The organism is Enterobacter sp. BIDMC 29 (genome assembly GCF_019378755.1).
In the GTDB taxonomy this organism is placed as follows: Bacteria; Pseudomonadota; Gammaproteobacteria; order Enterobacterales; family Enterobacteriaceae; genus Enterobacter; species Enterobacter ludwigii.
This window is the reverse complement of the sequence record NZ_CP080000.1, coordinates 1,114,527-1,137,580: the sequence shown is the minus strand read 5'-3', so window position 1 is coordinate 1,137,580 and position 23,054 is coordinate 1,114,527. Positions and strand designations below refer to the sequence as shown.

Sequence of the window (23,054 nt, the reverse complement as noted above, 5' to 3'; positions counted from 1 at the left end):
ATGCTCTCAGCGCTTTTTTCACACTCCGCGGCCGGTGCCGCGGATTTTTCACATCTGGAACACGCCAGCGTCGAGTTTCGCGATGTGCAGAAACATTACGGTAACCATCAGGTCTTAAAGGGCATTAACCTCACCATCACGCCAGGTGAAGTGGTGGCCATTCTCGGGCCTTCGGGTTCCGGTAAATCTACCCTGATCCGGCTTATCAATCAGCTTGAAACCCTGAGCGGTGGCGAGATCCTGATCGATAACAAACCCACCGGACGGCTCTCCGGTACCGCGCTGCGTCAGTTGCGCAGCCGCGTCGGGTTTGTGTTTCAGCAGTTCAATCTTTACGCCCACCTCACCGCCAGTCAAAACATCACTCTGGCGCTGGAGCATGTTCACGGCTGGAAGGCCCAGCCAGCTCAGGCGCGGGCGCTGGCACTGCTGGAAAAAGTGGGGATGCTGGAAAAAGCACACCATTTTCCTGCCGAACTTTCCGGCGGTCAGCAACAGCGCGTGGCGATTGCCCGCGCGCTGGCCTCTTCACCGCAAATCATTTTGTTCGATGAGCCGACCTCCGCGCTTGACCCGGAGATGATTGGCGAAGTGCTGTTCGTGATGAAGGCGCTTGCGCACAGCGGGATCACCATGATTGTGGTGACGCATGAGATGCAATTTGCCCGGGAAATTGCCGACCGGATTGTGTTTATCGACGCCGGGCACGTTCTTGAAACCGCGCCACCGGAGCAATTTTTCAGGCAACCGTCGCACCCACGCGCTCAGCGATTCCTGCAAAAAGTCCTGAACCCGCTGCATCAGGAGCATCTCTAATGCCCGCACTTGACTGGCAGGGCGTGCTGACCGGACAGCCCCTGCAGTGGATCGTATCCGGATTTCTCACCACCTTGTGGGTGACGCTCGCGGGGATGCTGCTGGCAACCCTGCTCACGCTGCTTTTTCTGCTTCTGCGCCTGACGGGTGGACGTGTCGGGAACGCGGTCGTCAGTAGCTGGGTGTCGCTGTTTCGCAATACGCCGCTGCTGGTGCAACTGCTGTTCTGGTATTTCGCCGCCTGGAACGGGTTACCGCAGGCGTTCCGGGATGCCGTGAATGCGGATCACCGCTGGTCCGTTTTACCCGGTGACGTCTGGTGGTTTACCCCTGAGTTTTTATGCTCTGCATGGGGGTTAGGCGTATTCACCTCGGCTTTCTTGATTGAGGAAGTGGCATCGGGACTACGTTCAGTCCCTGCCGGGCAACGGGAAGCGGCGCTCGCACAGGGATTTTCCGCGTGGCGCTTGTTTCGTTACATCCTTCTGCCGCAAGGGCTGGCCAACGCCTGGCAACCCGTTGTCGGGCAGTATCTCAATCTGATGAAACTCTCATCGCTCGCCAGCGGCATTGGCTTTGCCGAACTGACCTATCAGGTGAGACAGATTGAAAGCTACAACGCCCATGCGCTGGAGGCGTTTACCGTCGGCACCGTCCTGTACCTGCTTACCGGTATGCTGATGGGGGCGGTGCTGGTGCGCCTCGGCCCAATCTCAGGGAGGGGAAACCATGCTTGCCGGACTTAATGTCATTACCGATAACCTGGATTACCTGCTCTGGGGACGTGCAGCAGTCGGTGAGCCTGGCGGGGTCTTGCTCTCGTTGCTGATGGCGCTGGGCGCGGCGGCTCTCGCCCTGCCCGGTGGAATTGCTCTCGCGTGCCTGGCCTGGCGTTTTACGGGGCTTGTGCCCAAGGCGCTCTTTGTATGGGCGGAGTTAATTCGCGGGATCCCGTTAATCTTTGTGATTTTCTGGATGTGGTATCTGCTGCCGCTCATCACCGGCGGCGATCTCCCGGGGGCGCTCACCGTCACGCTGGCCCTGGCCTGGTTTACCACGGCTTCGGTTATGCATTCAGTACTGGCCGGACTCAGCGCCTTACCGTCAGGGCAGTACGAGGCCGCCCTGTCTCAGGGTTTCAGTACCCGGCAAACGCTGTCGCGCGTGCTGCTGCCGCAGGCGCTGCGCAATATTCTGCCGTCACTGGTGGGGATTTTTATCAGCCTGCTGAAGGATACGTCGCTGGCGTTTATTGTGAATGTCCCTGAGCTCACCACGGTGGCCGGCCAGGTGAACAACCGGGTGCAAATTTACCCGGCGGCCATTTTTATCTTTACGGGTGTGGTCTATTACCTGCTCTGCTGCTCCCTTGAGCAGCTTGCGAAACGCTGGCGCTTCAACCGGCCAGCGCTTTGACCACGGTTTCCATCGCCTGGGTGGTTAACTCGCTACGTTTTACGCGCTGGTTCGCCAGCGCCGTACGCAGCACCCCCGCAATGACAATATGCTTCGGCTCCTGCCCCAAATCACGCATCTCCAGAACGACCTTCCCGACCACCCGACACATCTCCTGATACAGCGCTTCGTCTTTGGTCACATTACCCATCGTCATCACTCCATTGCCCTAAACTCTCAGCTTAAATGATTCATCGCCCGGATACAAAAAAGAAGCCCGGCGAGAGTCCCGCCGGGCTTCATTCGTAAAATCAATAAATTAGTTGTTTACCGGGATCACTGCGCCTTTGTATTTGGTGCGGATCCAGTCCTGAATCGCTTTGGAGTGCAGAACGTTCACCAGCGCGACGATATCTTTCTTCTTCTCGTCACCACGATGCACGGTAATGATGTTGGCATACGGGTTATTTTCACCACTCTCTACCGCAATCGGGTCATGTACAGGATCAAGGCCCGCATCAATCGCGTAGTTGGCGTTAATCACGACCGCGTCACCTTCGTCGTTGTTGTACATCTGTGGCAGCAGAGAGGCTTCCACGTTAGGCGTGAACTGCAGTTTTTTCGGGTTTTCCACGATATCGCTGATACGCGCGGTCACTTTGTCGATGCCCGGCTTCAGTTTGATCACCCCCTCTTTTTCGAAGATAGAGAGAATACGGCCCTCTTCAGATACAGCATCACGCATGATGATTTTGCCGCCCTGCGGCAGATCTTTCAGGGATTTGTATTTTTTGGAGTAGATCCCGATTGGCTCGATGTGGATCGCGCCCGCGCTGACAAAATCATAATCCTTATCACCGGCGTGATCTTTCAGCACGCTGTTCAGGTAAGGAATATGCTGGAAATAGTTAGCGTCAATATCATGACCCGCCAGCGCGGTGTTGGGCAGAATGTAGTCCTGGAAAGGTTTGATCTCCAGATCGATACCCTGCTTCGCCAGGATAGGCTTCGCCTGCTCCAGAATTTCGGCGTGCGGCGTGTTGGATGCCCCCACGGTCAGGGTATCAGCCCAGGTGGCAAAGCTCAGGGCGCTCAGGGTTGCTGCGGCGATCAGTGTCAGTGTTTTTTTCATGATGATGGTTCCTGTGTGTTATTAGAGATTATCGTTTATCTAACAGTGAGGTCAGGACGTCGCCGCAGAACTGGATAATGAAAACGATGATCAGAATGGTCACCGTCGCCACCAGCGTGACGTCGCCATGGTTGCGCTGGAATCCTTCCAGATAAGCCAGATTTCCCAAACCGCCTGCGCCAATCACCCCCGCCATGGCGCTGTAACTCACCAGCGCAATCAGCGTTACCGTAATACCTGATACCAGTGCAGGGGATGACTCCGGCAGTAAAACCCGAAACACCAGAGTGCTCAGTCGTGCGCCCATTGAGCGCGTGGCCTCAATAACCCCCTTGTCCACTTCACGCAGGGCAATTTCGACCAGGCGTGCGTAGAACGGTGCCGCACCGACAATCAGAGCCGGCAGCGCCGCGTTTGCGCCAAGAATGGTGCCGACAAGGGTTTTCGTGAACGGGATCAACAGCACAATCAGAATGATGAACGGGATAGAACGAAACACGTTCACCACAATTGAAATCACGCTGTAGACCGCGCGGTTGTGGAACAACCCGCCGCGCGCGGTTAAAAACAGCGCCAGGCCAAGGACGATCCCAAGAACAAAGGTTGCCACGCCGGAAAGCGCAGTCATGTACAGCGTTTCCAGCGTCGCCGCCCAGAGTTGCTCCCACTTCAGATGAGGAAAAAGCGTCTCAGCCATGTTTAATTACCTCGCCTTCAATATCGCTGTGCTTCAGGTCGGCGAGGATATTGCTCAGTTGTTCATCCGATGCCACGACGTGTACCCAGAGTTGCCCAAATACGCCGTGGGCCGTTTGGGTCATTTTTCCGTGCAGAATGTTAAACGGCAGGCCGTAGCGCAGAGTCAGCTCGCCCACGATCGGCTTATGGGTGCTGTGGCCCGTAAAGGTCAACCTGATGACGCTACCTTCAAGGTCCGCTGCCAGCTCCGTATTAAACGTCTCTTCCTCGGCATACTGGCTCACCTGGCGGACAAACTGCTGAGTGATAGGCTGCTGCGGACGGGTAAAGACGCTCAGCACCTCCCCCTCCTCCACCACTTTGCCGTTCTCCATCACCGCCACGCGGTCGCAAATTTTGCGCACCACGTGCATCTCGTGCGTGATCAGCACAATGGTCAGCCTGAAGCGGCGGTTAATGTCCAGCAGCAGATCGAGGATTTGATCGGTGGTCTGCGGATCGAGGGCTGACGTGGCTTCATCGCAAAGCAATACGTCGGGGTTATTGGCCAATGCACGTGCAATCCCCACACGCTGTTTTTGCCCGCCACTCAGCTGCGAGGGATAGGCGTTCTCGCGTCCCTTCAGCCCAACGAGATCGACCAGTTCGGCCACGCGGGCCTTAATGTTGGCTTTTGGCACACCGGCGATTTGCATTGAGAACGCGATATTCTCACTCACCGTGCGCGACCAAAGCAGATTGAAGTGCTGGAAGACCATGCTGATCTTCAGACGCGCCTGGCGCAGTGCTTCGCCCTTTGCGGCAGAAATGTCCTGTCCGTTGATGGTCACACTGCCGCGAGTGGGTTTTTCCAGTCCATTCAGCAAACGAATAAGAGTACTTTTACCCGCGCCGCTGTAACCGATAATGCCGTATATCTGCCCCTGCTCTATCGTCAAATTGACGTTATCAACGGCAGTGAGTGCAACCTTCCCGTTGTCAAAAACCTTCGAAATATTGCTGAGTACAATCATTCTTATGTGTAATCCGTCCCGCGCATGGCGGTTTAGCAGTATGGATGTCCAAATGATAGTAAACAGGCGTTATCACCTTTTAAATGAACAAAAAGGAATTTGTTATAACTTGCAGGAATAAATAGCGATTTTCGTACCGGCAGGCATTTAGACCAATTTCAGAAATGATTATCTGGCATGTGCATATCAGTGGTTCATCACCTGATGAAAACGGTTAATTTTTCAGCATTTTTGACTGATATAGCCATCCTCACATCCAGAGCACTTTACGTCTTGCTATCCCTCCATCCAAAAACGGCATTTATATTCTTTTCTGTTCTAAAACGGAGTGAAGGATTCTTTAAGGGGTTAATTTCCCCGCCCTATCATCCTGTCATGACCTCCTGAAAGGAAAACACCATGACGATTTACCACTCCGTCACCGAACTGATTGGCCACACCCCGCTTATCCAGCTGCATAAGCTTGATACCGCTCTCTGCTCGTTGTTTCTGAAGCTGGAAAACCAGAACCCGGGCGGTTCGATTAAAGACCGCGTTGCACTGTCGATGATTAACGAAGCGGAGCGCAACGGTCAGCTGCAGCCAGGCGGTACCATCATTGAGGCGACGGCGGGAAATACCGGTCTTGGCCTGGCCTTGATCGCCGCGCAGAAAGGCTATTCGCTGATCCTGGTGGTGCCAGACAAAATGAGCCGCGAGAAGATTTTCCACCTGCGGGCACTGGGGGCTCAGGTGGTACTGACCCGCTCCGATGTCAATAAGGGCCACCCTGCCTACTATCAGGATTACGCGCAACGTCTGGCGAATGAACTGCCGGGGGCGTATTACATCGATCAGTTTAATAACGAAGCCAACCCGCTGGCGCACCGCACCACCACCGCGCCTGAATTGTATGAACAGCTTGACGGTAAGATTGACGCCATCGTCGTCGGCGTGGGGTCTGGCGGGACGCTGGGTGGGCTACAGGCGTGGTTCGCTGAGCACTCACCGCAGACTGAATTTGTACTGGCCGACCCGGCCGGTTCGGTCCTGGCCGATCAGGTAGAAACGGGACGCTATCAGGATGCGGGTTCGTGGCTGGTTGAGGGGATTGGTGAAGACTTTATTCCTCCGCTGGCACACATCGAAGGGGTGAATCGTGCCTGGCGCATCACCGATCGCGAAGCTTTCACCACCGCCCGCGAGCTGCTGAAAACGGAAGGCATCCTGGCAGGCTCCTCCAGCGGCACCCTGCTGGCGGCTGCGCTGAAATATTGCCAGGCCCAGACCACCCCGAAACGGGTTGTGACCTTCGCCTGCGACAGTGGCAACAAATATCTCTCAAAGATGTTCAACGATGACTGGATGCGCCAGCAGGGTTTGATCTCCCGGCCGCAGGCTGGAGATCTCTCCGACTATATTGCCCTGCGCCACGATGAAGGCGCAACCGTCACCGCCGCGCCGGATGACACCCTCTCCACCGTACTGGCGCGGATGCGTTTGTATGACATCTCCCAGCTGCCGGTCCTGGAGAACGGTCAGGTCGTGGGCATCATCGACGAGTGGGATCTTCTGCGCCATATCGGTGGCGATGGCGACCGCTTCTCGCTTCCCGTGACCGCGGCAATGACCCGTCAGGTGGAGTTCCTCGATAAAAACGCCCCGGAAAGCGCCCTGAACGCCATTTTCGATCGCGGTCTGGTGGCGGTCATTAATGACAATGACCGCTTCCTGGGCCTGATTACGCGCAGCGATGTTCTTACCGCCTGGCGCAACCGTCTTCAGCAATAAAGGAATACATGATGAAAAATCTGGCAACCCTGAGCGTACACAGCGGTGAGTTTAACGATCGGCATGGCGCGGTCATGCCCCCGATTTACGCCACCTCCACGTTTGCGCAACCGTCACCCGGCGAGCACACCGGCTATGAATATTCGCGCAGCGGCAACCCGACCCGCCATGCGCTGGAAACCGCCATCGCCGAACTGGAAGGCGGGACCCGCGGCTATGCCTTCGCTTCCGGCCTCGCCGCCATCTCTACCGTGCTTGAACTGCTGGATAAAGACAGCCATATCGTCGCCATTGACGATGTCTACGGCGGGACCTGGCGCCTGATTGAAAATGTGCGTAAACGTAGCACCGGCCTGCAGGTGAGCTGGGTCAAGCCGGACGATTTGGCCGGTCTTGAAGCCGCCATCCGGCCGGATACGCGAATGGTATGGGTTGAAACGCCAACCAATCCGTTGCTTAAACTGGCGGATCTGGCGGCTATCGCCGACATCGCCCGTCGTCATCACGTCATCAGCGTGGCCGATAACACCTTCGCGTCGCCCGTCATCCATCGCCCGCTGGAAACGGGTTTCGACATCGTCGTGCACTCTGCCACCAAATACCTGAATGGTCACTCGGACGTGGTCGCCGGACTGGCGGTTGTGGGAAATAACGCCGCGCTGGCGGACAAGCTTGCCTACCTGCAGAACGCGGTCGGCGGTGTACTGGATCCGTTTAGCAGCTTCCTGACGCTGCGCGGTATTCGTACGCTGTCGCTGCGGGTAGAAAAACACAGCACCAACGCACTGGCCATTGCGCAATGGCTGGAGCAACAGCCGCAGGTCGAAAAGGTATTTTATCCGGGGCTGGAATCACACCCGCAATATTCGCTTGCCCGCACGCAGATGGCGCTGCCGGGCGGCATGATTTCTCTGGTGGTGAAAGGCGATGCGCAACGGGCCACAGAGGTGATCCGCTCACTGAAATTATTCACCCTCGCCGAAAGCCTGGGTGGCGTGGAAAGTCTGGTCAGCCAGCCTTACAGCATGACTCACGCTTCGATTCCGCTTGAGCAGCGGCTGGCCAACGGCATCGTACCGCAGCTGATTCGCCTGTCCGTGGGCATTGAAGATGCCAAAGACCTGATTGCCGACCTCAGCCAGGCGCTGAAAAACTAAGCAAAACGCGGCAGGTCACGCACCTGCCGCCATAAGATGTCATCTAACCTTAACGCCTTGATAACAATCTCATGTGGATCTGCACAGATTATTTTTGAAACGCTGTTTTCATTTTCCTTTTATCTTAAAATCAGCGTATAATGCGCGCCTAATCCCTGGTGAATGGTTTCAGCGCTTGGAATACAAAAAACAACGTACAACTACTCCTCTCCTTCGTTGGGCTGTCACTCAGGCACACTTTCTTCTGCACGCTCATTTGATGTCTCCTATCCTTAGTGCGTGTCATATACTCTTTTGCAACACAGGTTTGACTCCGCGGCGGTGCGCCCCCGGAGCGAGATTTCCATATCCTTCCCAACTTAAAGACTAAGACTGTCATGAAAAAGACGAAAATTGTTTGTACTATCGGCCCGAAAACCGAATCTGAAGAGATGCTGAGCAAAATGCTGGACGCCGGCATGAACGTTATGCGTCTGAACTTCTCCCACGGTGACTATGCTGAACACGGTCAGCGTATTCAGAACTTGCGCAACGTGATGAGCAAGACCGGTAAAAAAGCAGCCATCCTGCTGGATACCAAAGGTCCAGAAATCCGCACCATCAAACTGGAAGGCGGTAACGACGTCTCTCTGAAAGCGGGCCAGACCTTCACCTTCACCACTGACAAGACTGTTGTCGGTAACAACGAAATCGTTGCGGTCACCTATGAAGGTTTCACCAGCGACCTGTCCGTTGGCAACACCGTGCTGGTAGACGATGGTCTGATCGGCATGGAAGTGACCGCCATCGAAGGTAACAAGGTTATCTGTAAAGTGCTGAACAACGGCGACCTGGGTGAAAACAAAGGCGTTAACCTGCCAGGCGTTTCCATCGCGCTGCCAGCCCTGGCTGAAAAAGACAAACAAGACCTGATCTTTGGTTGCGAGCAAGGCGTCGACTTCGTTGCGGCATCCTTCATCCGTAAACGTTCCGACGTGGTTGAAATCCGTGAGCACCTGAAAGCGCACGGCGGCGAGAAGATCCAGATCATCTCCAAAATCGAAAACCAGGAAGGCCTGAACAACTTCGACGAAATCCTCGAAGCGTCAGACGGCATCATGGTTGCACGTGGTGACCTGGGTGTTGAAATCCCGGTTGAAGAAGTTATCTTCGCGCAGAAGATGATGATCGAGAAGTGTGTTCGCGCGCGTAAAGTGGTTATCACCGCAACGCAGATGCTGGACTCCATGATCAAAAACCCACGCCCAACCCGCGCAGAAGCTGGCGACGTGGCTAACGCCATCCTCGACGGTACCGATGCAGTCATGCTGTCCGGCGAATCCGCGAAAGGTAAATACCCGCTGGAAGCCGTTGGCATCATGGCGACCATTTGCGAACGTACTGACCGCGTGATGACCAGCCGTCTGGACTTCAACAACGACAGCCGCAAACTGCGTATTACCGAAGCAGTCTGCCGCGGTGCGGTAGAAACCGCTGAGAAACTGGAAGCGCCTCTGATTGTGGTTGCCACCCAAGGCGGTAAATCTGCTCGCGCAGTCCGTAAATACTTCCCGGACGCGACGATCCTGGCGCTGACCACCAACGAAACCACTGCCCGTCAGCTGGTGCTGAGCAAAGGCGTGGTTGCGCATCTGGTGAAAGAAATCGCGTCTACCGACGATTTCTACATTCAGGGTAAAGCGCTGGCGCTGGAAAGCGGCCTGGCACAGAAAGGCGACGTTGTGGTCATGGTTTCTGGTGCGCTGGTACCAAGCGGAACCACCAACACAGCATCTGTTCACGTGCTGTAATAATTCCCGAACGAATTAATTTTCATAAAAAGCGTCCTCCGGGACGCTTTTTTTATTTCATGCATTAGCCAAAGTCATTCAAAAAGCAAATCGGGTTTCTCTATTTAATTGCGAATTATCTAAGATGAATCCGATGAAAAATGCCTTTTTTTACAGAGCTTTTTGCCAAAAAAGGGCCGATTCGATGCTTCTTTGAGCGAACGATCAAAAATAGGCGTATTCCCATCAAAAAAATATTCTCAACCTAAAAAACTTTGTGTAATACTTGTAACGCTACATGGAGATTAACTCAATCTAGAGGGTATTAATAATGAATCGTACTAAACTGGTACTGGGCGCGGTAATCCTGGGTTCTACTCTGCTGGCTGGTTGCTCCAGCAACGCTAAAATCGATCAGCTGTCTTCTGACGTTCAGACTCTGAACGCTAAAGTTGACCAGCTGAGCAACGACGTGAACGCAATGCGTTCCGACGTTCAGGCTGCTAAAGACGACGCAGCTCGCGCTAACCAGCGTCTGGACAACCAGGCTACTAAATACCGTAAGTAATAGTACCTGTTAATAAAATGGCGCACATTGTGCGCCATTTTTTTTGTCTGCGTCAAACCCCTACTGCGTCACCTTCTCACCGTCATTTTCCGCGACCACAGCGGATGTCCGACTGTTCTGTACTGACAACACGTTCTGACGCGCTGACGCGCCGTTATCGGCCGACACGGCTACCGGGATCCCCGCGCGGCGTGACAAGGCTTTATCGATAAGCGCTTTATCACTTCCTGACTGCGAGACAAACGTCGCAAAGTCTGCGGAATGCGAAATGGGTGTCATCTGGGGGTTTTCACCCTCAACCTGCGCCAGCGGACGATGCACTTCAATATAGCGTTTACCGTCAGGCTCGACGGAGAACTTCACCGGCTCATTAATGATTTGCACCCGCGTGCCGACCCGCACCTGCTCAAACAGCGCTTTAATATCCGGCGCGTTCATGCGCATACAGCCGGAGCTGACCCGCAGGCCAACGCTGTCCGGCGCGCTGGTGCCGTGGATCAGGTATTCCCCGTGACCCACGCCTAAACGCAATGCAAAGCGTCCTAGCGGGTTATTTGGCCCGGCCGGGACCACGGGCGGCAATTTAATGCCCTGCTCCAGAGAGCGCGCTCTGATGCCCGGTGTTGGGGTCCAGGTAGGATTAGGGATCTTCTGGCTGACCCGGGTGGTGGTGACCGGCGTTTCCAGTCCCAGTTGCCCAATGCCGAGCGGGAAAACCTGAACGATGTTTTCGCCCGGCGGGAAGTAGTAAAGCCGCAGCTCCGCCAGGTTCACGACAATCCCCTCACGGGGCGTGTCGGGCAACAGCATCTGCGAAGGGATCGTGATCACCGTCCCCGGCGCAGGGTTTACCGGCGCAATAGTATTATTGGCTTCAAGGATAAGCTGTGCTGCAGTATTAAACCGGCGAGCGATGGTCTGAAGTTTATTATCCCCTTCCTGTATCGTGTAGGTTTGATTTTGCCCAATCAGACGGCTGCCTGCGGGCGGCAACGGGTAATCCATCGCGCGGGCCGAATTAAGAGCACCGAGCGAACCCAGGAGTAATAGAGTTATTAGAGACGCGCGCTTCATGCTGAGATTCCTTATTCACTGGCCGGATGCCAGAAAGCTGAAAAACCAGCGAGGCGGGAACCACCTCGCGAAACAGAATGAATGCTGTTCTGTAAGTCTAGCTAAGGATTGCAGCTTTGGCGCGGATGGCGCGAATCATCGCTTCCAGCCCCTGGGAACGGGACGGGGTGAGGTGTTGGGTCAGGGCCATTTTTTCAAACCACGGGCGGACATCAAAAGCGACAATATCCTGCGCTGACATCTGGTGATAGAGAATAAATACCACCGCAATAAGCCCTTTCACAATAGCGGCATCGCTGTCGCCCTGTAATTCGATCACGCCGTCGCGCGTCTGCTCCATCACAATCCAGACCTGGCTCTGACAGCCCTGAATAATATTTTCCGGGTTGTGTGCCTCTTCGCTGAGCGGCGGTAAACGCTGGCCCAGTTCAATGATATAGAGGTATTTCTCTTCCCAGTTTGCGCAACGCCCGAAGTTACGCAGTAATTTTTCTTTATCCGGCAAATCTGCCATCTTTCGCCTCTCCGTTAGCCCAGCAACTGGTGAATGCGTTTAAGCCCCGCCACCAGCCTGTCGACCTCTTCCGTTGTGTTGTACATCACCAGCGATGCGCGGCACATCGCCGGCACCTGGTAAAACGCCATCAACGGCATAGCACAGTGGTGTCCGGTACGCACGGCCACGCCGTAGTTATCGAGGAAACTGCCCACATCGTATGCATGGTGTTTACCGAGATTGAACGCAATCACCCCCTGGCGGTCCGCCGGACCATACAGGGTCAGCGCCGGTACGCTGGCAAGCTCCTGCAGCGCGTAGTGCATCAGCAGGTGTTCGTACTCCTGAATCGCGTCAAGGCCAACAGACGTGACATAGGCGATGGCCGCCCCCAGCCCGATAATCCCGCCGGTATTCGGCGTGCCAGCTTCAAAGCGCCACGGCGCGCGTGCATAGGTGGTCCCTTCCGAGAGACTGACGGTCGCGATCATCGAGCCGCCCCCTTCCCACGGTGGCATCGCCTGCAGAATATCTTCTTTCACGTACAGCACGCCAATCCCGGTCGGCCCATAGAGTTTGTGCCCGGAGAAGACGTAGAAATCGCAGTCCAGCGCCTGGACGTCGACCGCGTGGTGCATGACCGCCTGCGCACCATCAATCAGCACCTTCGCGCCAGCCTGGTGGGCTTTCTCAATAATCGCTGCCACCGGGTTCTCGGTTCCCAGCACGTTAGAAACCTGGGTCACGGCCACCAGCCGCGTACGCGCATCCAGCAACGCGTCAAGTTGCTCAAGCTGCAGGGTGCCATCAACGTTCAATGGGATCACCCTCAGTTGCGCACCGACACGCTCACAGAGCATCTGCCACGGTACGATATTGGCATGGTGCTCCATCTGGGTGATGATGATGTTATCCCCCGCGTGGACCTGCGCGTTGCCCCAGCTGTTGGCAACAAGGTTGATCCCCTCGGTGGTACCACGCACAAACACCAGTTCCTCTGGCGAGCGTGCATTGAGGAAAGCGGCGATTTGGGTACGCACATTTTCCATACGCTGGGTCGCCTCCGCACTCAGGGTGTGGATCCCCCGGTGCACGGCAGCATAACCGTGGCGGTAGAATTCCGCTTCCGCTTCGATCACCTGATTCGGTTTCTGCGCGCTGGCCGCACTGTCCAGATACGCCAGGGGCAGACCGTTCACTTCACGGGTCAGAACCGGAAAATCTGCCCGTACTTTCTCTACGGGAAAACTCATGCTTCTCCTCCAGGCAGACGCTGCCCGATACGGGCCAGCACCTGCTGTTTTAACAGGCCATCGTGCAGCGCTTCCGTCAGTTCAGCGGCAAACGCATAGATAATCATTTGCTGCGCCGCCTGCTGGTCGATACCGCGGGAGCGTAAATAGAACATCTGTTCGTCATCAATTCGCCCGACCGTCGCGCCATGGCTGCATTTCACGTCATCAGCATAGATTTCAAGCTGTGGTTTGGTGTCCACTTCCGCCAGGCGTCCTAATAACAGGTTGTTGTTGGTCATCTGCCCATCGGTTTTAATCGCGTGCTGCGCCACGTTAATCAGGCCGTTAAACACCGCCCGCCCTTTGTCGCTGACAATGGTTTTGTGCAGCTGGCGACTGTTACAGTAACCTTTGTTGTGCTCAAGCCAGGTGCGTGTATCGCACACTTGCGTTTTAACCGGCATCGCCAGGCTGTTGATGCGAAGCGTTGTATTCTCGCCGTTAAGCTGCGTGCTGGTGTTGTGGCGCAGTACCGCGCCGCCGAGCAAAAAGCTGTGGCTGTATGCCGCGGCATCTTGTCCAAGCAGCATGTCGTTATGCGCAAAGTGGTGGCTCTGCGGGTTTTCAAACGCCAGTTTGATATGGTGAAGTTGGGCATTGGCGGCAACATGCATTGTCAAACGCGCCCCGGTAAAGTGCCGGGTATCGTTGAGGCTGACGTAATGCTCAATCACCGTGGCCTCCGCCCCTTCCGCCAGCTCAAGATGGTGGCGGTAATGAGCAGTGTTGATCTCGTCGCCGTCTGCTCCCTGAGTGATGTGCATCAGCAGCAGTGGTTTTACCGGACGCTGGTTACGCTTAACGCGAATATGCGTCACGCTCCGCGCCAGGCTCTCGGTGAGATGCAGGAAGACCTCGGGCTGTACCGGGGCGCTCAGGTTCTGACGGTCATCGTTAATGGCAATCTCAAATCCACAGTCCTGGGTGCTGTCACTCAGCTCAGGGCGGAACTGACCATCGACGAAGACCAGACGCACGGCATCCACGGTCAATGCCAGGGCATCGCGCTGCGCCGGGCTGATGTCTGCCAGGCGGGTGACAAACTCGCCGTTCAGCAGGCCATCAAGCGGCGTGTATTTCCAGTTCTCCTGCTTGCGTGACGGCAAACCGAGACGCAGCATCTGCTGCAGGTGCTGTTGCGCCTGTTCCGAGCGCGTATTGCCCTGCGCTTCAAACAGACGGTGCCACTGCTGGAGCGCATTACTGCTGTTCGGTAAGCCAGCCATAACCCTGCTCCTCCAGTTGTTTAACCAGCGTGAAATCACCGGATTTCACAATACGCCCCTGGTAAAGCACATGGACGTAATCCGGCTTGATGTAATCCAGAATACGCTGGTAGTGAGTGACGATGATGAACGCGCGTTTGCCGTCGCGCAGGGAGTTCACCCCGTCGGCGACAATCTTCAGGGCATCGATATCCAGACCGGAGTCGGTCTCATCCAGAATACACAGTTCAGGCTCAAGGACCGCCATCTGCAGAATGTCGTTACGCTTTTTCTCACCGCCTGAGAAACCGACGTTGACCGAGCGGGTCAGCAGGTCTTCCGGCATTTTCAGCAACTTAATCTTCTCTTCCATCAGGTCCTGGAAATCAAAGCGGTCCAGCGCTTCCAGTCCGCGATATTTACGTACCGCGTTCAGCGCCGTTTGCAGAAAGAACTGGTTACTCACCCCCGGGATCTCCACCGGATACTGAAAGGCCATAAAGATACCTTCACCGGCCCGCTCTTCCACCGACATCTCCAGCAAATCTTTGCCGTTAAACTCGACCGACCCGTGGGTCACTTCGTAATCTTCGCGCCCTGCCAGCGTCGCGGAGAGCGTACTTTTCCCGGAGCCATTGGGCCCCATAATGGCGTGGACTTCACCCGGTTTGACGTCAAAATTGAGACCACGCAGGATCTCTTTGTCTTCCACGCTAACCTGTAAATCTTTAATACTTAACATGTGCTTTCCTTAACCGACGCTGTGTTCAAGACTAATGGCGAGGAGTTTCTGGGCTTCAACGGCAAATTCCAGCGGCAGTTCAGAGAACACATCCTTACAGAAGCCGTTCACAATCATTGAGATGGCATCTTCCTCACTGATCCCGCGCTGCAGGCAGTAGAAGAGCTGATCTTCCCCAATACGTGACGTCGTCGCCTCGTGCTCAAGCTGGGCGGTATTGTTACGGCATTCAACGTACGGGAAGGTGTGTGCCCCGCAGTCTGCGCCAATTAACATTGAGTCACACTGGGTAAAGTTTCGGGCATTGGTGGCCGTCGGCATGATTTTGACCAGCCCACGATAGCTGTTCTGACTGTGCCCGGCGGAGATGCCTTTGGAAATAATGGTCGACCGGGTGTTTTTACCGATGTGGATCATCTTGGTACCCGTATCTGCCTGCTGATGGCCGCTGGTCAGCGCCACGGAGTAGAACTCACCGATCGAGTTATCCCCACGCAGAATACAGCTCGGGTATTTCCAGGTGATCGCAGAGCCGGTTTCCGACTGGGTCCAGGACATTTTGCTGTTTTCGCCTTCGCACAGCGCACGCTTGGTCACGAAGTTCAGAATACCGCCGGTGTTGCCATCGCCCGGGAACCAGTTCTGCACCGTGGAGTATTTTACCTCGGCATCTTTATGGATGATGACTTCAACCACCGCGGCGTGAAGCTGGTAGCTGTCACGGACCGGTGCGGAGCAGCCTTCAATGTAACTGACGTAGCTGCCTTCATCGGCCACCAGAATGGTGCGTTCGAACTGACCGGTTTTTTCCGCGTTGATGCGGAAATACGTCGACAACTCCATCGGGCAGCGAACGCCTTTTGGCACGTAGATAAAGGTGCCATCAGACGCTACCGCCGCATTAAGCGCGGCAAAAAAGTTATCGTTACTTGGCACCACAGTGCCGATGTACTTTTTCACCAGCTCAGGGTGCTCGTGAATCGCTTCGCCGAAGGAGCAGAAAATAATCCCCTGCTCTGCCAGTTTTTCACGGTAGGTTGTCGCCACTGAGACGGAGTCAAAAATGGCGTCCACCGCCACCTCTTTCCCTTCGCGAACGGGCACACCCAGCTGGTTAAATGCCTCTTCCACTTCTTTGCTCAGGAAGCTGTTGTCCGCACCGGTTTGCTGCACCGCGCCAGGCTGTGAGGCGCAGGTGTCGTCGCAACTCCCGCAGGATGGCGCAGAGTAGTAGCTGTAATCCTGATAGTTCAGCTTGTCATAATGCGCTTTCAGCCAGTGAGGTTCTTCCATTTCCAGCCAGGCCCGGAAGGCGCTCAGACGAAACTCCAGCATCCACTCAGGTTCATTGCGTTTGGCCGAGATCGCCCGGACGACATCTTCATTGATGCCTTTCGCCAGTTCATCGGTCTGCAGCTGGGTAAAGAACCCCTCTTTATAATTGAGGTGGCCGCCACTCCAGGTGTTAACATCACTCGTTGCTTCAGTATTACGAGACATAGTACCGCCTATACCCCAAAGCTTTCGCCGCACCCACATTCGTTCTGGGCTTTCGGGTTATGAAATTTGAATAACTGGTTTAAACCTTCACGTACGTAGTCCACTTCCGTGCCGTCAATAAACGGCATGGCCTGCAGGGCGACATACAATTTTGCGCCGTCAGTTTCGAATACCAGATCATCCTTCTCGGGTTCTGTGACGGTATCGAGCACGTAACCGAATCCTGCGCAGCCGGTCTGTTTCACCCCCAGGCGCACGCCGAGGATCTCTGGCTTTTTCGCCACCAGTTCGTGAATATGTGCCGCCGCCGCTGGCGTGAGCGTTAAGCCACGCCAGGCAAAGTCGGCAGGATTGAAGGTTTCTGAATGCAGTTCCATAGGTCCACCTCATCTAATAAGCCCCAGGGCATAACACCATGTTAGTGATAACGATTATCACTTCAACCCTCTGTCAGCAGGGGCATTGGGCTAAATCGCCCTTTTTGCATACTTTTATTAAGCATAGACCCTGTCAGCGGATGCGGGCGGGATGGATTTAATTGTTCATTACTTTGAAAAATAATGGGTTATCGAATCAGAAAAGCGGAGTAAAGGGGAAAAGTAAAATATGCATCGGAAATGCCTATTTTTAAGATAGATTTTATCCAGAGAAACGACGGGCAAAAAAAAGGCCTTCAAGGCCTGCGGAAATTAATGATGAAAGGAGACAACAAAACCCTGTTCACGCCAGTGGTCAAGCAGTTCCTGCTGACGCGGCGTCGGCGCTTTACCGGTCCAGACGAAAATTCTTTGCCCAGGAAAAAGCTCCGGACGAGGGGAATCAATCGGGTCGGCCAGCACGTCAATATGCCATCCCTTCTGTGCCAGACGCGCAGCCTCAAGCCACAGGTGTGTCCGGTCATCGCACTCCCAGCCAATAAGCAGAGCATCTTTACCGGCTTTCTTACGTGACTCCGCCAGGCTTGCGACAGCAAACTCTATCAGCACACCGTCAAGCAGGCTCGCCATATGACGCACCGTATTTTGATCCTGATTCATTCGCTGACGAACGGGAGAAATAATATTATCGATAAGCGCATCCATCGCGTGATCGCGGCGGAACTCGCCTATTTTGGCGCGCAGCTTTGCCGGGCTGGCATAACGCAAAACCGTCATCATCTCTTCCTGGATTGATGCCCAGTTACCCTGAGTCATCACTTCTTTGTTTTCCAGCAAGCCTTTGACTTTGCCGACCGAAACGCCGCTTTTCATCAGGCGTTTGATCTCTTCAATACGCAGGATATCTTCATCGTCAAACTGACGATGGCCCCCTTCGCTTCGCTGCGGCTTCAACAATCCATAACGGCGCTGCCAGGCACGCAGCGTAACGGGGTTGATACCGCATCGTTCGGCCACTTCGCCGATACTGTAATAGGCCATTAACTCCCTCACGCTTAGAACTTCCATACCCAACCAGACCAACCTTATCAGATTGTACAAACCATTTGTATAACTAAGGCCTCTTTTTGAGCGGGTGAAGGGTATACAAGTTCCTTCACCCGTTAATGTATTGTTGTACAAATTTTGCCGCGCGTACAGTCAAGCTTGCAGGTTTATGTACAGCTTTCTCAAAATTCAAACTTCTTCTCTGGCCACGCGATCGCCGGAATTCCCCCGTGACGCGGGCTGGCAAACAGGTGCCCCTGGAACTGGGAAATGCCTGCAGACTCCAGCCACATCCACTCTTCAGGCTTCTCAACGCCGACGGCACAGAACTGGATCTCCAGCGAGGAACAGCAGGTGATAATCGCCTGAATGATGGCCTGCCGCGGGCCGCTTTTGTGCACATTCGCGACCAGATCGCGGTTAATCTTAATTCTGTCAGGCTGGAATTGCGCCAGTAACTGTAGACCGGCAAAACCGGCACCAAAGTGATCGATGGTTACGCTGATACCGGCACTTTTTAACTGCCTGACCGAATGGGTAAACTCTTCAAAACGGGAAATCGCTTCGCTCTCGGTGAATTCCACCACAATCTGCTCCGGCACAAAGCCATTTGCGTCAATGGCCGTCAGCAGGAAATCCACGGCGCCAGGCACGTTGACCAGCGTCATGGGCAGCAGGTTAATGGATAATGTCTGATCCTGTAATCCCAGAGCGCTCGCCATGGAGAGCGCAACCTGCTTGCTTTTCAAATCAGAGGCGTACACCTCTTCACGAGGAATTTGGGCAAAATAGGTTCCGGGCGATTCACCGGTGGGCGTGCGGATCAAGGCCTCCCAGGAGACGACCTGCTGCATAAACGGATCCACGATAGGCTGGAACGCAAAGCTGCAATCCGCACCTTTAGCCACCACCTCCGGTTGCGCCGATAAAGGCGTCTCTTCCGGGATAAAATCCCAGGCATCTGCAGGCGGCAGTTCAAAATAGTTGGCTTTCTCCGTGGCCTCCACGAAGGTGCGGAAAAACTGCAGGGCGCGATCGCTATATGTCAGTTGATACCTGCTGGTGCCTTTGTCAAGAACCTGCTGAAGCACCTCTTCCCTGTCGAACTGACGCAAGTCAAAAAGCTCCATGCCAACCTTGCCGAAGCGTCGGGAGGGGCCGTGATCGCGCATCAGCTCCACCACGTTATGGTGGCGCGTGTCCTGGCAAATCTGCTCGTAAATGGATGAAACGTTTTCCGCTGGGCCTTCGAGCAACTGAAAAAAATGCGTGCCGTTAAACAGCAAGATCCCCGTGACATTGGATTGCCGGTTTTTACTATTTGCAGCAGCTACCATGTTTTCCAGCGCTTTCACTGGAACGTCCTCGCAGATATGACTGCGGTATATGATGGTTGTAAGCATGCTTATCCTGAAGGGGGTTAGGGGTTGGCCACAAAAACACGTCGGTAAACATCTGTTATAGCATATTAATTACGTGACAAATAATTTACATCTCAACCATTTACGGCACCTAACGCATCCGTTTCCTGCGTTGTACAACTTATCCATCACCGTGCGTATTGTACAATATATTCTGTAACGGAAATGCTTCATTTTCATGACCCAACCACCTGATAAACATAGAATTTATAAAATATATCACAATTATTTTAAAAAATTGTACATTTTCTATGTACAGATTTGGAAATTGTGTATACCTTAAATGTAACGTTAGTGATTACATTTTTTTACAGGAGCGAAACATGCAGCAGAAGGATTATGTCGCAGATTCAGCAGCAGCGATCGCGCACTACTTCGAGAAGGCCGCGCTTCCTACCCAACAGGAGACGCTCGGTCAGGTCGTGGTTGAGATTCTTAGCGACGGGCGAAATCTGAATCGCAAATCGCTCTGTACCAAACTCTTAAGCCGCCTCGAAAAGGCCGATGGGCCTGAAGAGGAACAGCATTACCACATGCTGCTTGGTCTGCTTTTCGAACGGTAATGTTATGAACAGCAGTGATGCAGACCGACTGATTGACCAGCTTATCGGTGAAGCCGTTCTTTCTCTTTTGAAAGAGCGAGGCCCCGTCACAACCGAAGCTCTGGTTCAGCGTCTGCGGGATATGAAAGCGCATGAAAAGGATCCCCAGCGGCGGGAGACACTTGCGATGGTGATTGCCGATATCGGTTCAAACAACATCGCCCTGAAACGTCGCAGAACCGCGCAAGGACGAACGGATAGAGAGGGATCTCTCAACGTTAAAAGAGACAATGTAGTGCCGTTATTTGGAAATGGAAAACCGTCCGATCCCAGAAAAATACATTGACTGCAATTTTACAGCTACGGTGAGAACAAATGAGACAAAATATTCAGCTTCAACCCGAATACCATTCCGCTTTTTTAGAAAGCGCGCTGTCGGAATATTTCCGTCACGCAGGCGATCGTTTTGCTGAAGAGTCCGCTGTTTTTTCTACTGCAGTACGCTGTGTTCTGGCTTCTGAAGGACACCTGTCCAATAAAGCGATCATTCTGTGGCTGATCCAGACGCTGGAATCCACAAACGACGTTGTGCAGGCAGATGTCATTCGTAAGACCCTGGAAATCGTTGTGGGTCACACCATGGACGATCTCTAAAAACCCTCCCCTCTGTGAAGGCTAACGTGTCATCGTCAAAACTGACGATCGGGCTGACGATGACACGTTCCCTCCTCGTATAACACCCTGTAAAACCTACAAAGTAAATGTGGCATGGTTCCTGCTTACTCCCGTTTACGGGACTGGGCTATCCAGTCAACTTTGCTTCATTTCTTAACAGGTCTGTTATTGATGAAAAAAATCGCCAGCGTCTGCCCCTACTGTGGTGCAGGCTGCAAATTAAACCTTGTCGTCGAAAATAACCGTATCCTCCGTGCCGAAGCGGCCGAAGGCGTAACAAACCAGGGCACCCTGTGCCTGAAAGGCTTTTATGGCTGGGACTTCCTGAACGATACGCGTCTGCTTACCCCCCGTCTGACTCAGCCCATGATCCGCTACCACAAGGGAGAGGCTTTTACCCCCGTCACCTGGGAAGAGGCTATCCGCTATACCGCCCATAAACTCAGGAGCATAAAAGAGCAGTATGGCCCACGGTCCATCATGACCACCGGTTCCTCCCGGGGAACAGGGAATGAAACGAACTATGTGATGCAAAAATTTGCCCGTGCGGTGCTGAATACCAACAACGTGGACTGCTGCGCGCGCGTCTGTCACGGCCCTTCTGTTGCCGGGTTACAGGAAACTCTCGGCAACGGTGCAATGAGCAATTCCATTAACGATATTGAAAACTCAAAATGCCTGCTGGTGTTTGGCTATAACTGCGCCGATTCGCACCCCATCGTCGCCCGTCGGGTCTTAAAAGCCCGCGAAAATGGCGCGAAAATCATCGTCTGCGATCCCCGTCGCATTGAAACCGCACGCATTGCCGACCAGCACCTGCAGCTGAAAAACGGCAGCAACATGGCGCTGGTCAATGCGTTTGGCTATGTCCTTCTGGAAGAGGAGCTGTACGACAAAAACTACGTCGCGCGCTTCACCGAAGGGCTTGACGCTTATCGGGAAACGGTCAAAGACTACGCGCCCGAAAACGTCGAACATCTCACCGGCATTCCAGCCCGGGATGTGCGTCAGGCGATGCGGACGTTCGCGGCTGCGCCTTCCGCCACCGTCATGTGGGGCATGGGCGTAACGCAGTTTGGTCAGGCTGTAGACGTGGTCAAAGGTCTCTCCAGCCTGGCACTGCTGACCGGAAATCTTGGTCGACCTGCTGTCGGCGTTGGGCCAGTACGTGGTCAAAACAACGTTCAGGGCGCGTGTGATATGGGCGTTCTGCCCAATATGTTCCCGGGGTATCAGGACGTTACGAACCCGGCGGTCCGGCAGAAATTCGCCGCTGCCTGGGGAATCGATGTCGGGATTATGGACAAAGAGGTTGGAACGCGTATCACCGAAGTCCCTCACCTTGCGCTGGAAGGCAAGGTAAAAGCCTATTACATCATGGGCGAGGATCCGCTGCAGACTGAAGCCGATCTGGGGCTGGTGCGCCGCGGTTTTGAAGCACTCGATTTCGTGGTGGTTCAGGACATCTTTATGACGAAAACGGCGGAAGTGGCGGATGTTCTGTTACCTGCCACATCGTGGGGAGAACACGGTGGCGTCTTTACCTGTGCCGACCGTGGTTTCCAGCGTTTCGGTAAAGCCATTGAGGCCAGCGGCAACGTGAAACGTGACTGGGAGATCATCAGCCTGCTTGCTACCGAAATGGGCTATCCGATGCATTACGCATCCAACCAGCAGATCTGGGACGAGATGCGCGAGCTCTGTCCGCTGTTCTATGGCGTGACATACGAAAAAATGGGTGAAATGGGCCATGTGCAATGGCCGTGTCCAACGCTCGATCACCCGGGGACGCCGTATCTCTATAAAGATAACCAGTTCGATACGCCGAGCGGCAAAGGCCAGCTTTTTGCGGCAGCCTGGCGCGCGCCAGCCGAGATACCGGACGAAACGTATCCGCTGGTGCTCTGCACCGTGCGTGAGGTCGGCCACTACTCCTGCCGTTCAATGACCGGCAATTGCGCCGCGCTGCAAAGCCTTGCCGACGAACCAGGCCGTGTACAAATGAACCCCCTTGATGCGGACAACCTGGGCATTAAAGACGGACAGCTGGTGTGGGTGCATTCCCGTCGGGGCAAAGTCATTACCCGTGCCAGCATCAGCGAGCGCATCAACGCCGGTGCGGTTTATATGACCTACCAGTGGTGGATTGGTGCCTGTAACGAACTGACGCAGGATAACCTTGACCCGGTCTCCAAAACCCCAGAAACCAAGTATTGTGCGGTTAAGCTTGAGGCGATTGAAGACCAACGCTGGGCGGAAGACTTTGCGGCGTCGTCTTATCAGACCATGAAGACGCGGTTAATCACGGCAGTAAACGTCTGAGGAAAAAGAGGCTCGCCACGGCGAGCCTCGTTATACGTT

24 protein-coding genes are annotated in these 23,054 nt (G+C 54.4%); 11 read left to right on the top strand and 13 right to left on the bottom strand.

What is annotated here, in order from left to right; all coding sequences use genetic code 11:
- Genes JTA15_RS05075 through JTA15_RS05065 form a run of 3 tightly spaced genes read left to right on the top strand, consistent with a single transcriptional unit; the run spans position 1 to position 2,232 of the window.
- Positions 1–816 (top strand): amino acid ABC transporter ATP-binding protein, encoded by an 816-nt coding sequence (locus JTA15_RS05075; RefSeq protein WP_014169754.1) that lies wholly within the window; start codon positions 1–3, stop codon positions 814–816.
- A complete protein-coding gene (locus tag JTA15_RS05070; RefSeq protein WP_108648409.1) occupies positions 816–1,562 on the top strand; it encodes an amino acid ABC transporter permease in 747 nt (248 codons plus the stop codon). The genes JTA15_RS05075 and JTA15_RS05070 overlap by 1 nt, the downstream gene beginning before the upstream one ends.
- Entirely contained in the window at positions 1,546–2,232 is a 687-nt protein-coding gene (locus JTA15_RS05065) for an amino acid ABC transporter permease (RefSeq protein WP_219372927.1), read from the top strand. The genes JTA15_RS05070 and JTA15_RS05065 overlap by 17 nt, the downstream gene beginning before the upstream one ends.
- Here the strand turns inward: JTA15_RS05065 and fumD are convergent.
- The 4 genes from fumD to JTA15_RS05045 all read right to left on the bottom strand — a co-directional run bounded on the left by fumD (position 2,213) and on the right by JTA15_RS05045 (position 5,055).
- Positions 2,213–2,422 carry a fumarate hydratase FumD gene (fumD, locus tag JTA15_RS05060; protein ID WP_014831602.1) on the bottom strand — a complete coding sequence of 70 codons (210 nt, stop codon included), beginning with the start codon at positions 2,420–2,422 and terminating at the stop codon, positions 2,213–2,215. The two genes, JTA15_RS05065 and fumD, sit on opposite strands and share 20 nt — an antisense overlap.
- Positions 2,423–2,530: 108 nt before the next feature.
- Entirely contained in the window at positions 2,531–3,343 is an 813-nt protein-coding gene (locus tag JTA15_RS05055) for a MetQ/NlpA family ABC transporter substrate-binding protein (protein WP_014169750.1), read from the bottom strand.
- A gap of 28 nt (positions 3,344–3,371) precedes the next feature.
- Entirely contained in the window at positions 3,372–4,040 is a 669-nt protein-coding gene (locus tag JTA15_RS05050; RefSeq protein WP_025204366.1) for a methionine ABC transporter permease, read from the bottom strand.
- Positions 4,033–5,055 (bottom strand): methionine ABC transporter ATP-binding protein, encoded by a 1,023-nt coding sequence (locus JTA15_RS05045; protein ID WP_020884357.1) that lies wholly within the window; start codon positions 5,053–5,055, stop codon positions 4,033–4,035. Before JTA15_RS05045 ends, JTA15_RS05050 begins: the two co-directional genes overlap by 8 nt.
- A 399-nt stretch (positions 5,056–5,454) precedes the next feature.
- Between JTA15_RS05045 and JTA15_RS05040 the strand changes: the two genes are divergently transcribed.
- The 4 genes from JTA15_RS05040 (at position 5,455) to lpp (ending at position 10,319) form a co-directional block, all read left to right on the top strand.
- The gene (locus JTA15_RS05040; protein WP_063435084.1) at positions 5,455–6,825 is read left to right on the top strand and encodes a pyridoxal-phosphate dependent enzyme; all 1,371 of its coding nucleotides are present in this window, start codon (positions 5,455–5,457) and stop codon (positions 6,823–6,825) included.
- 11 nt (positions 6,826–6,836) lie between these two features.
- Positions 6,837–7,982 (top strand): PLP-dependent aspartate aminotransferase family protein, encoded by a 1,146-nt coding sequence (locus tag JTA15_RS05035; RefSeq protein ID WP_041162559.1) that lies wholly within the window; start codon positions 6,837–6,839, stop codon positions 7,980–7,982.
- Between the two features lie 377 nt (positions 7,983–8,359).
- The gene (pykF, locus tag JTA15_RS05030) at positions 8,360–9,772 is read left to right on the top strand and encodes a pyruvate kinase PykF (RefSeq protein ID WP_014169744.1); all 1,413 of its coding nucleotides are present in this window, start codon (positions 8,360–8,362) and stop codon (positions 9,770–9,772) included.
- 310 nt (positions 9,773–10,082) lie between these two features.
- Complete coding sequence (lpp, locus tag JTA15_RS05025) at positions 10,083–10,319, top strand: murein lipoprotein Lpp (RefSeq protein ID WP_001082307.1); 237 nt, start codon at positions 10,083–10,085, stop codon at positions 10,317–10,319.
- A 60-nt stretch (positions 10,320–10,379) separates the two neighbouring features.
- Here lpp and JTA15_RS05020 read toward each other — a convergent pair whose 3' ends face one another.
- From JTA15_RS05020 to JTA15_RS04980, 9 genes are all read right to left on the bottom strand, one after another.
- Positions 10,380–11,393, bottom strand: coding sequence for a L,D-transpeptidase family protein (locus tag JTA15_RS05020; RefSeq protein ID WP_014169743.1), 1,014 nt, complete (start codon positions 11,391–11,393; stop codon positions 10,380–10,382).
- A 97-nt stretch (positions 11,394–11,490) separates the two neighbouring features.
- A complete protein-coding gene (gene sufE / locus JTA15_RS05015; protein WP_025204370.1) occupies positions 11,491–11,907 on the bottom strand; it encodes a cysteine desulfuration protein SufE in 417 nt (138 codons plus the stop codon).
- 14 nt (positions 11,908–11,921) lie between these two features.
- Positions 11,922–13,142 carry a cysteine desulfurase SufS gene (gene sufS / locus JTA15_RS05010; protein ID WP_047357328.1) on the bottom strand — a complete coding sequence of 407 codons (1,221 nt, stop codon included), beginning with the start codon at positions 13,140–13,142 and terminating at the stop codon, positions 11,922–11,924.
- Entirely contained in the window at positions 13,139–14,410 is a 1,272-nt protein-coding gene (gene sufD / locus JTA15_RS05005; protein WP_138013766.1) for a Fe-S cluster assembly protein SufD, read from the bottom strand. Before sufD ends, sufS begins: the two co-directional genes overlap by 4 nt.
- Positions 14,385–15,131 (bottom strand): Fe-S cluster assembly ATPase SufC, encoded by a 747-nt coding sequence (gene sufC, locus JTA15_RS05000; RefSeq protein ID WP_020884365.1) that lies wholly within the window; start codon positions 15,129–15,131, stop codon positions 14,385–14,387. Before sufC ends, sufD begins: the two co-directional genes overlap by 26 nt.
- Before the next feature lie 9 nt (positions 15,132–15,140).
- Entirely contained in the window at positions 15,141–16,631 is a 1,491-nt protein-coding gene (sufB, locus tag JTA15_RS04995) for a Fe-S cluster assembly protein SufB (RefSeq protein WP_020884366.1), read from the bottom strand.
- 8 nt (positions 16,632–16,639) lie between these two features.
- Complete coding sequence (sufA, locus tag JTA15_RS04990; RefSeq protein WP_008500631.1) at positions 16,640–17,008, bottom strand: Fe-S cluster assembly scaffold SufA; 369 nt, start codon at positions 17,006–17,008, stop codon at positions 16,640–16,642.
- 312 nt (positions 17,009–17,320) lie between these two features.
- The gene (locus JTA15_RS04985; protein WP_020884367.1) at positions 17,321–18,049 is read right to left on the bottom strand and encodes a MerR family transcriptional regulator; all 729 of its coding nucleotides are present in this window, start codon (positions 18,047–18,049) and stop codon (positions 17,321–17,323) included.
- 188 nt (positions 18,050–18,237) lie between these two features.
- Complete coding sequence (locus tag JTA15_RS04980; protein WP_014169734.1) at positions 18,238–19,458, bottom strand: diguanylate phosphodiesterase; 1,221 nt, start codon at positions 19,456–19,458, stop codon at positions 18,238–18,240.
- Positions 19,459–19,799: 341 nt separating this feature from the next.
- Here JTA15_RS04980 and ycgZ point away from each other — a divergent pair, with 341 nt between their 5' ends.
- The 4 genes from ycgZ (at position 19,800) to fdhF (ending at position 23,015) form a co-directional block, all read left to right on the top strand.
- A complete protein-coding gene (gene ycgZ / locus JTA15_RS04975; RefSeq protein WP_020884368.1) occupies positions 19,800–20,039 on the top strand; it encodes a regulatory protein YcgZ in 240 nt (79 codons plus the stop codon).
- A gap of 4 nt (positions 20,040–20,043) precedes the next feature.
- Positions 20,044–20,364 (top strand): hypothetical protein, encoded by a 321-nt coding sequence (locus JTA15_RS04970; RefSeq protein WP_020884369.1) that lies wholly within the window; start codon positions 20,044–20,046, stop codon positions 20,362–20,364.
- 29 nt (positions 20,365–20,393) lie between these two features.
- Complete coding sequence (locus JTA15_RS04965; RefSeq protein ID WP_014169732.1) at positions 20,394–20,672, top strand: biofilm development regulator YmgB/AriR family protein; 279 nt, start codon at positions 20,394–20,396, stop codon at positions 20,670–20,672.
- Between the two features lie 192 nt (positions 20,673–20,864).
- Positions 20,865–23,015 (top strand): formate dehydrogenase subunit alpha, encoded by a 2,151-nt coding sequence (gene fdhF / locus JTA15_RS04960; RefSeq protein WP_020884370.1) that lies wholly within the window; start codon positions 20,865–20,867, stop codon positions 23,013–23,015.
- The last annotated feature ends 39 nt before the right edge of the window (positions 23,016–23,054 follow it).

What these genes read in the sequence shown, in the direction of transcription:
- sufB (WP_020884366.1), bottom strand. Translation starts at nt 16,631, where the DNA reads ATGTCTCGTAATACTGAAGCAACGAGTGATGTTAACACCTGGAGTGGC.
- pykF (WP_014169744.1), top strand. Translation starts at nt 8,360, where the DNA reads ATGAAAAAGACGAAAATTGTTTGTACTATCGGCCCGAAAACCGAATCT.
- fumD (WP_014831602.1), bottom strand. Translation starts at nt 2,422, where the DNA reads ATGGGTAATGTGACCAAAGACGAAGCGCTGTATCAGGAGATGTGTCGG.
- JTA15_RS05075 (WP_014169754.1), top strand. Translation starts at nt 1, where the DNA reads ATGCTCTCAGCGCTTTTTTCACACTCCGCGGCCGGTGCCGCGGATTTT.
- sufE (WP_025204370.1), bottom strand. Translation starts at nt 11,907, where the DNA reads ATGGCAGATTTGCCGGATAAAGAAAAATTACTGCGTAACTTCGGGCGT.
- JTA15_RS05055 (WP_014169750.1), bottom strand. Translation starts at nt 3,343, where the DNA reads ATGAAAAAAACACTGACACTGATCGCCGCAGCAACCCTGAGCGCCCTG.
- sufD (WP_138013766.1), bottom strand. Translation starts at nt 14,410, where the DNA reads ATGGCTGGCTTACCGAACAGCAGTAATGCGCTCCAGCAGTGGCACCGT.
- JTA15_RS05035 (WP_041162559.1), top strand. Translation starts at nt 6,837, where the DNA reads ATGAAAAATCTGGCAACCCTGAGCGTACACAGCGGTGAGTTTAACGAT.
- JTA15_RS04970 (WP_020884369.1), top strand. Translation starts at nt 20,044, where the DNA reads ATGAACAGCAGTGATGCAGACCGACTGATTGACCAGCTTATCGGTGAA.
- JTA15_RS04985 (WP_020884367.1), bottom strand. Translation starts at nt 18,049, where the DNA reads ATGGCCTATTACAGTATCGGCGAAGTGGCCGAACGATGCGGTATCAAC.
- JTA15_RS05040 (WP_063435084.1), top strand. Translation starts at nt 5,455, where the DNA reads ATGACGATTTACCACTCCGTCACCGAACTGATTGGCCACACCCCGCTT.
- lpp (WP_001082307.1), top strand. Translation starts at nt 10,083, where the DNA reads ATGAATCGTACTAAACTGGTACTGGGCGCGGTAATCCTGGGTTCTACT.
- fdhF (WP_020884370.1), top strand. Translation starts at nt 20,865, where the DNA reads ATGAAAAAAATCGCCAGCGTCTGCCCCTACTGTGGTGCAGGCTGCAAA.
- JTA15_RS05070 (WP_108648409.1), top strand. Translation starts at nt 816, where the DNA reads ATGCCCGCACTTGACTGGCAGGGCGTGCTGACCGGACAGCCCCTGCAG.
- JTA15_RS04965 (WP_014169732.1), top strand. Translation starts at nt 20,394, where the DNA reads ATGAGACAAAATATTCAGCTTCAACCCGAATACCATTCCGCTTTTTTA.
- JTA15_RS05050 (WP_025204366.1), bottom strand. Translation starts at nt 4,040, where the DNA reads ATGGCTGAGACGCTTTTTCCTCATCTGAAGTGGGAGCAACTCTGGGCG.
- JTA15_RS04980 (WP_014169734.1), bottom strand. Translation starts at nt 19,458, where the DNA reads ATGCTTACAACCATCATATACCGCAGTCATATCTGCGAGGACGTTCCA.
- sufA (WP_008500631.1), bottom strand. Translation starts at nt 17,008, where the DNA reads ATGGAACTGCATTCAGAAACCTTCAATCCTGCCGACTTTGCCTGGCGT.
- sufS (WP_047357328.1), bottom strand. Translation starts at nt 13,142, where the DNA reads ATGAGTTTTCCCGTAGAGAAAGTACGGGCAGATTTTCCGGTTCTGACC.
- ycgZ (WP_020884368.1), top strand. Translation starts at nt 19,800, where the DNA reads ATGCAGCAGAAGGATTATGTCGCAGATTCAGCAGCAGCGATCGCGCAC.
- JTA15_RS05045 (WP_020884357.1), bottom strand. Translation starts at nt 5,055, where the DNA reads ATGATTGTACTCAGCAATATTTCGAAGGTTTTTGACAACGGGAAGGTT.
- sufC (WP_020884365.1), bottom strand. Translation starts at nt 15,131, where the DNA reads ATGTTAAGTATTAAAGATTTACAGGTTAGCGTGGAAGACAAAGAGATC.
- JTA15_RS05065 (WP_219372927.1), top strand. Translation starts at nt 1,546, where the DNA reads ATGCTTGCCGGACTTAATGTCATTACCGATAACCTGGATTACCTGCTC.
- JTA15_RS05020 (WP_014169743.1), bottom strand. Translation starts at nt 11,393, where the DNA reads ATGAAGCGCGCGTCTCTAATAACTCTATTACTCCTGGGTTCGCTCGGT.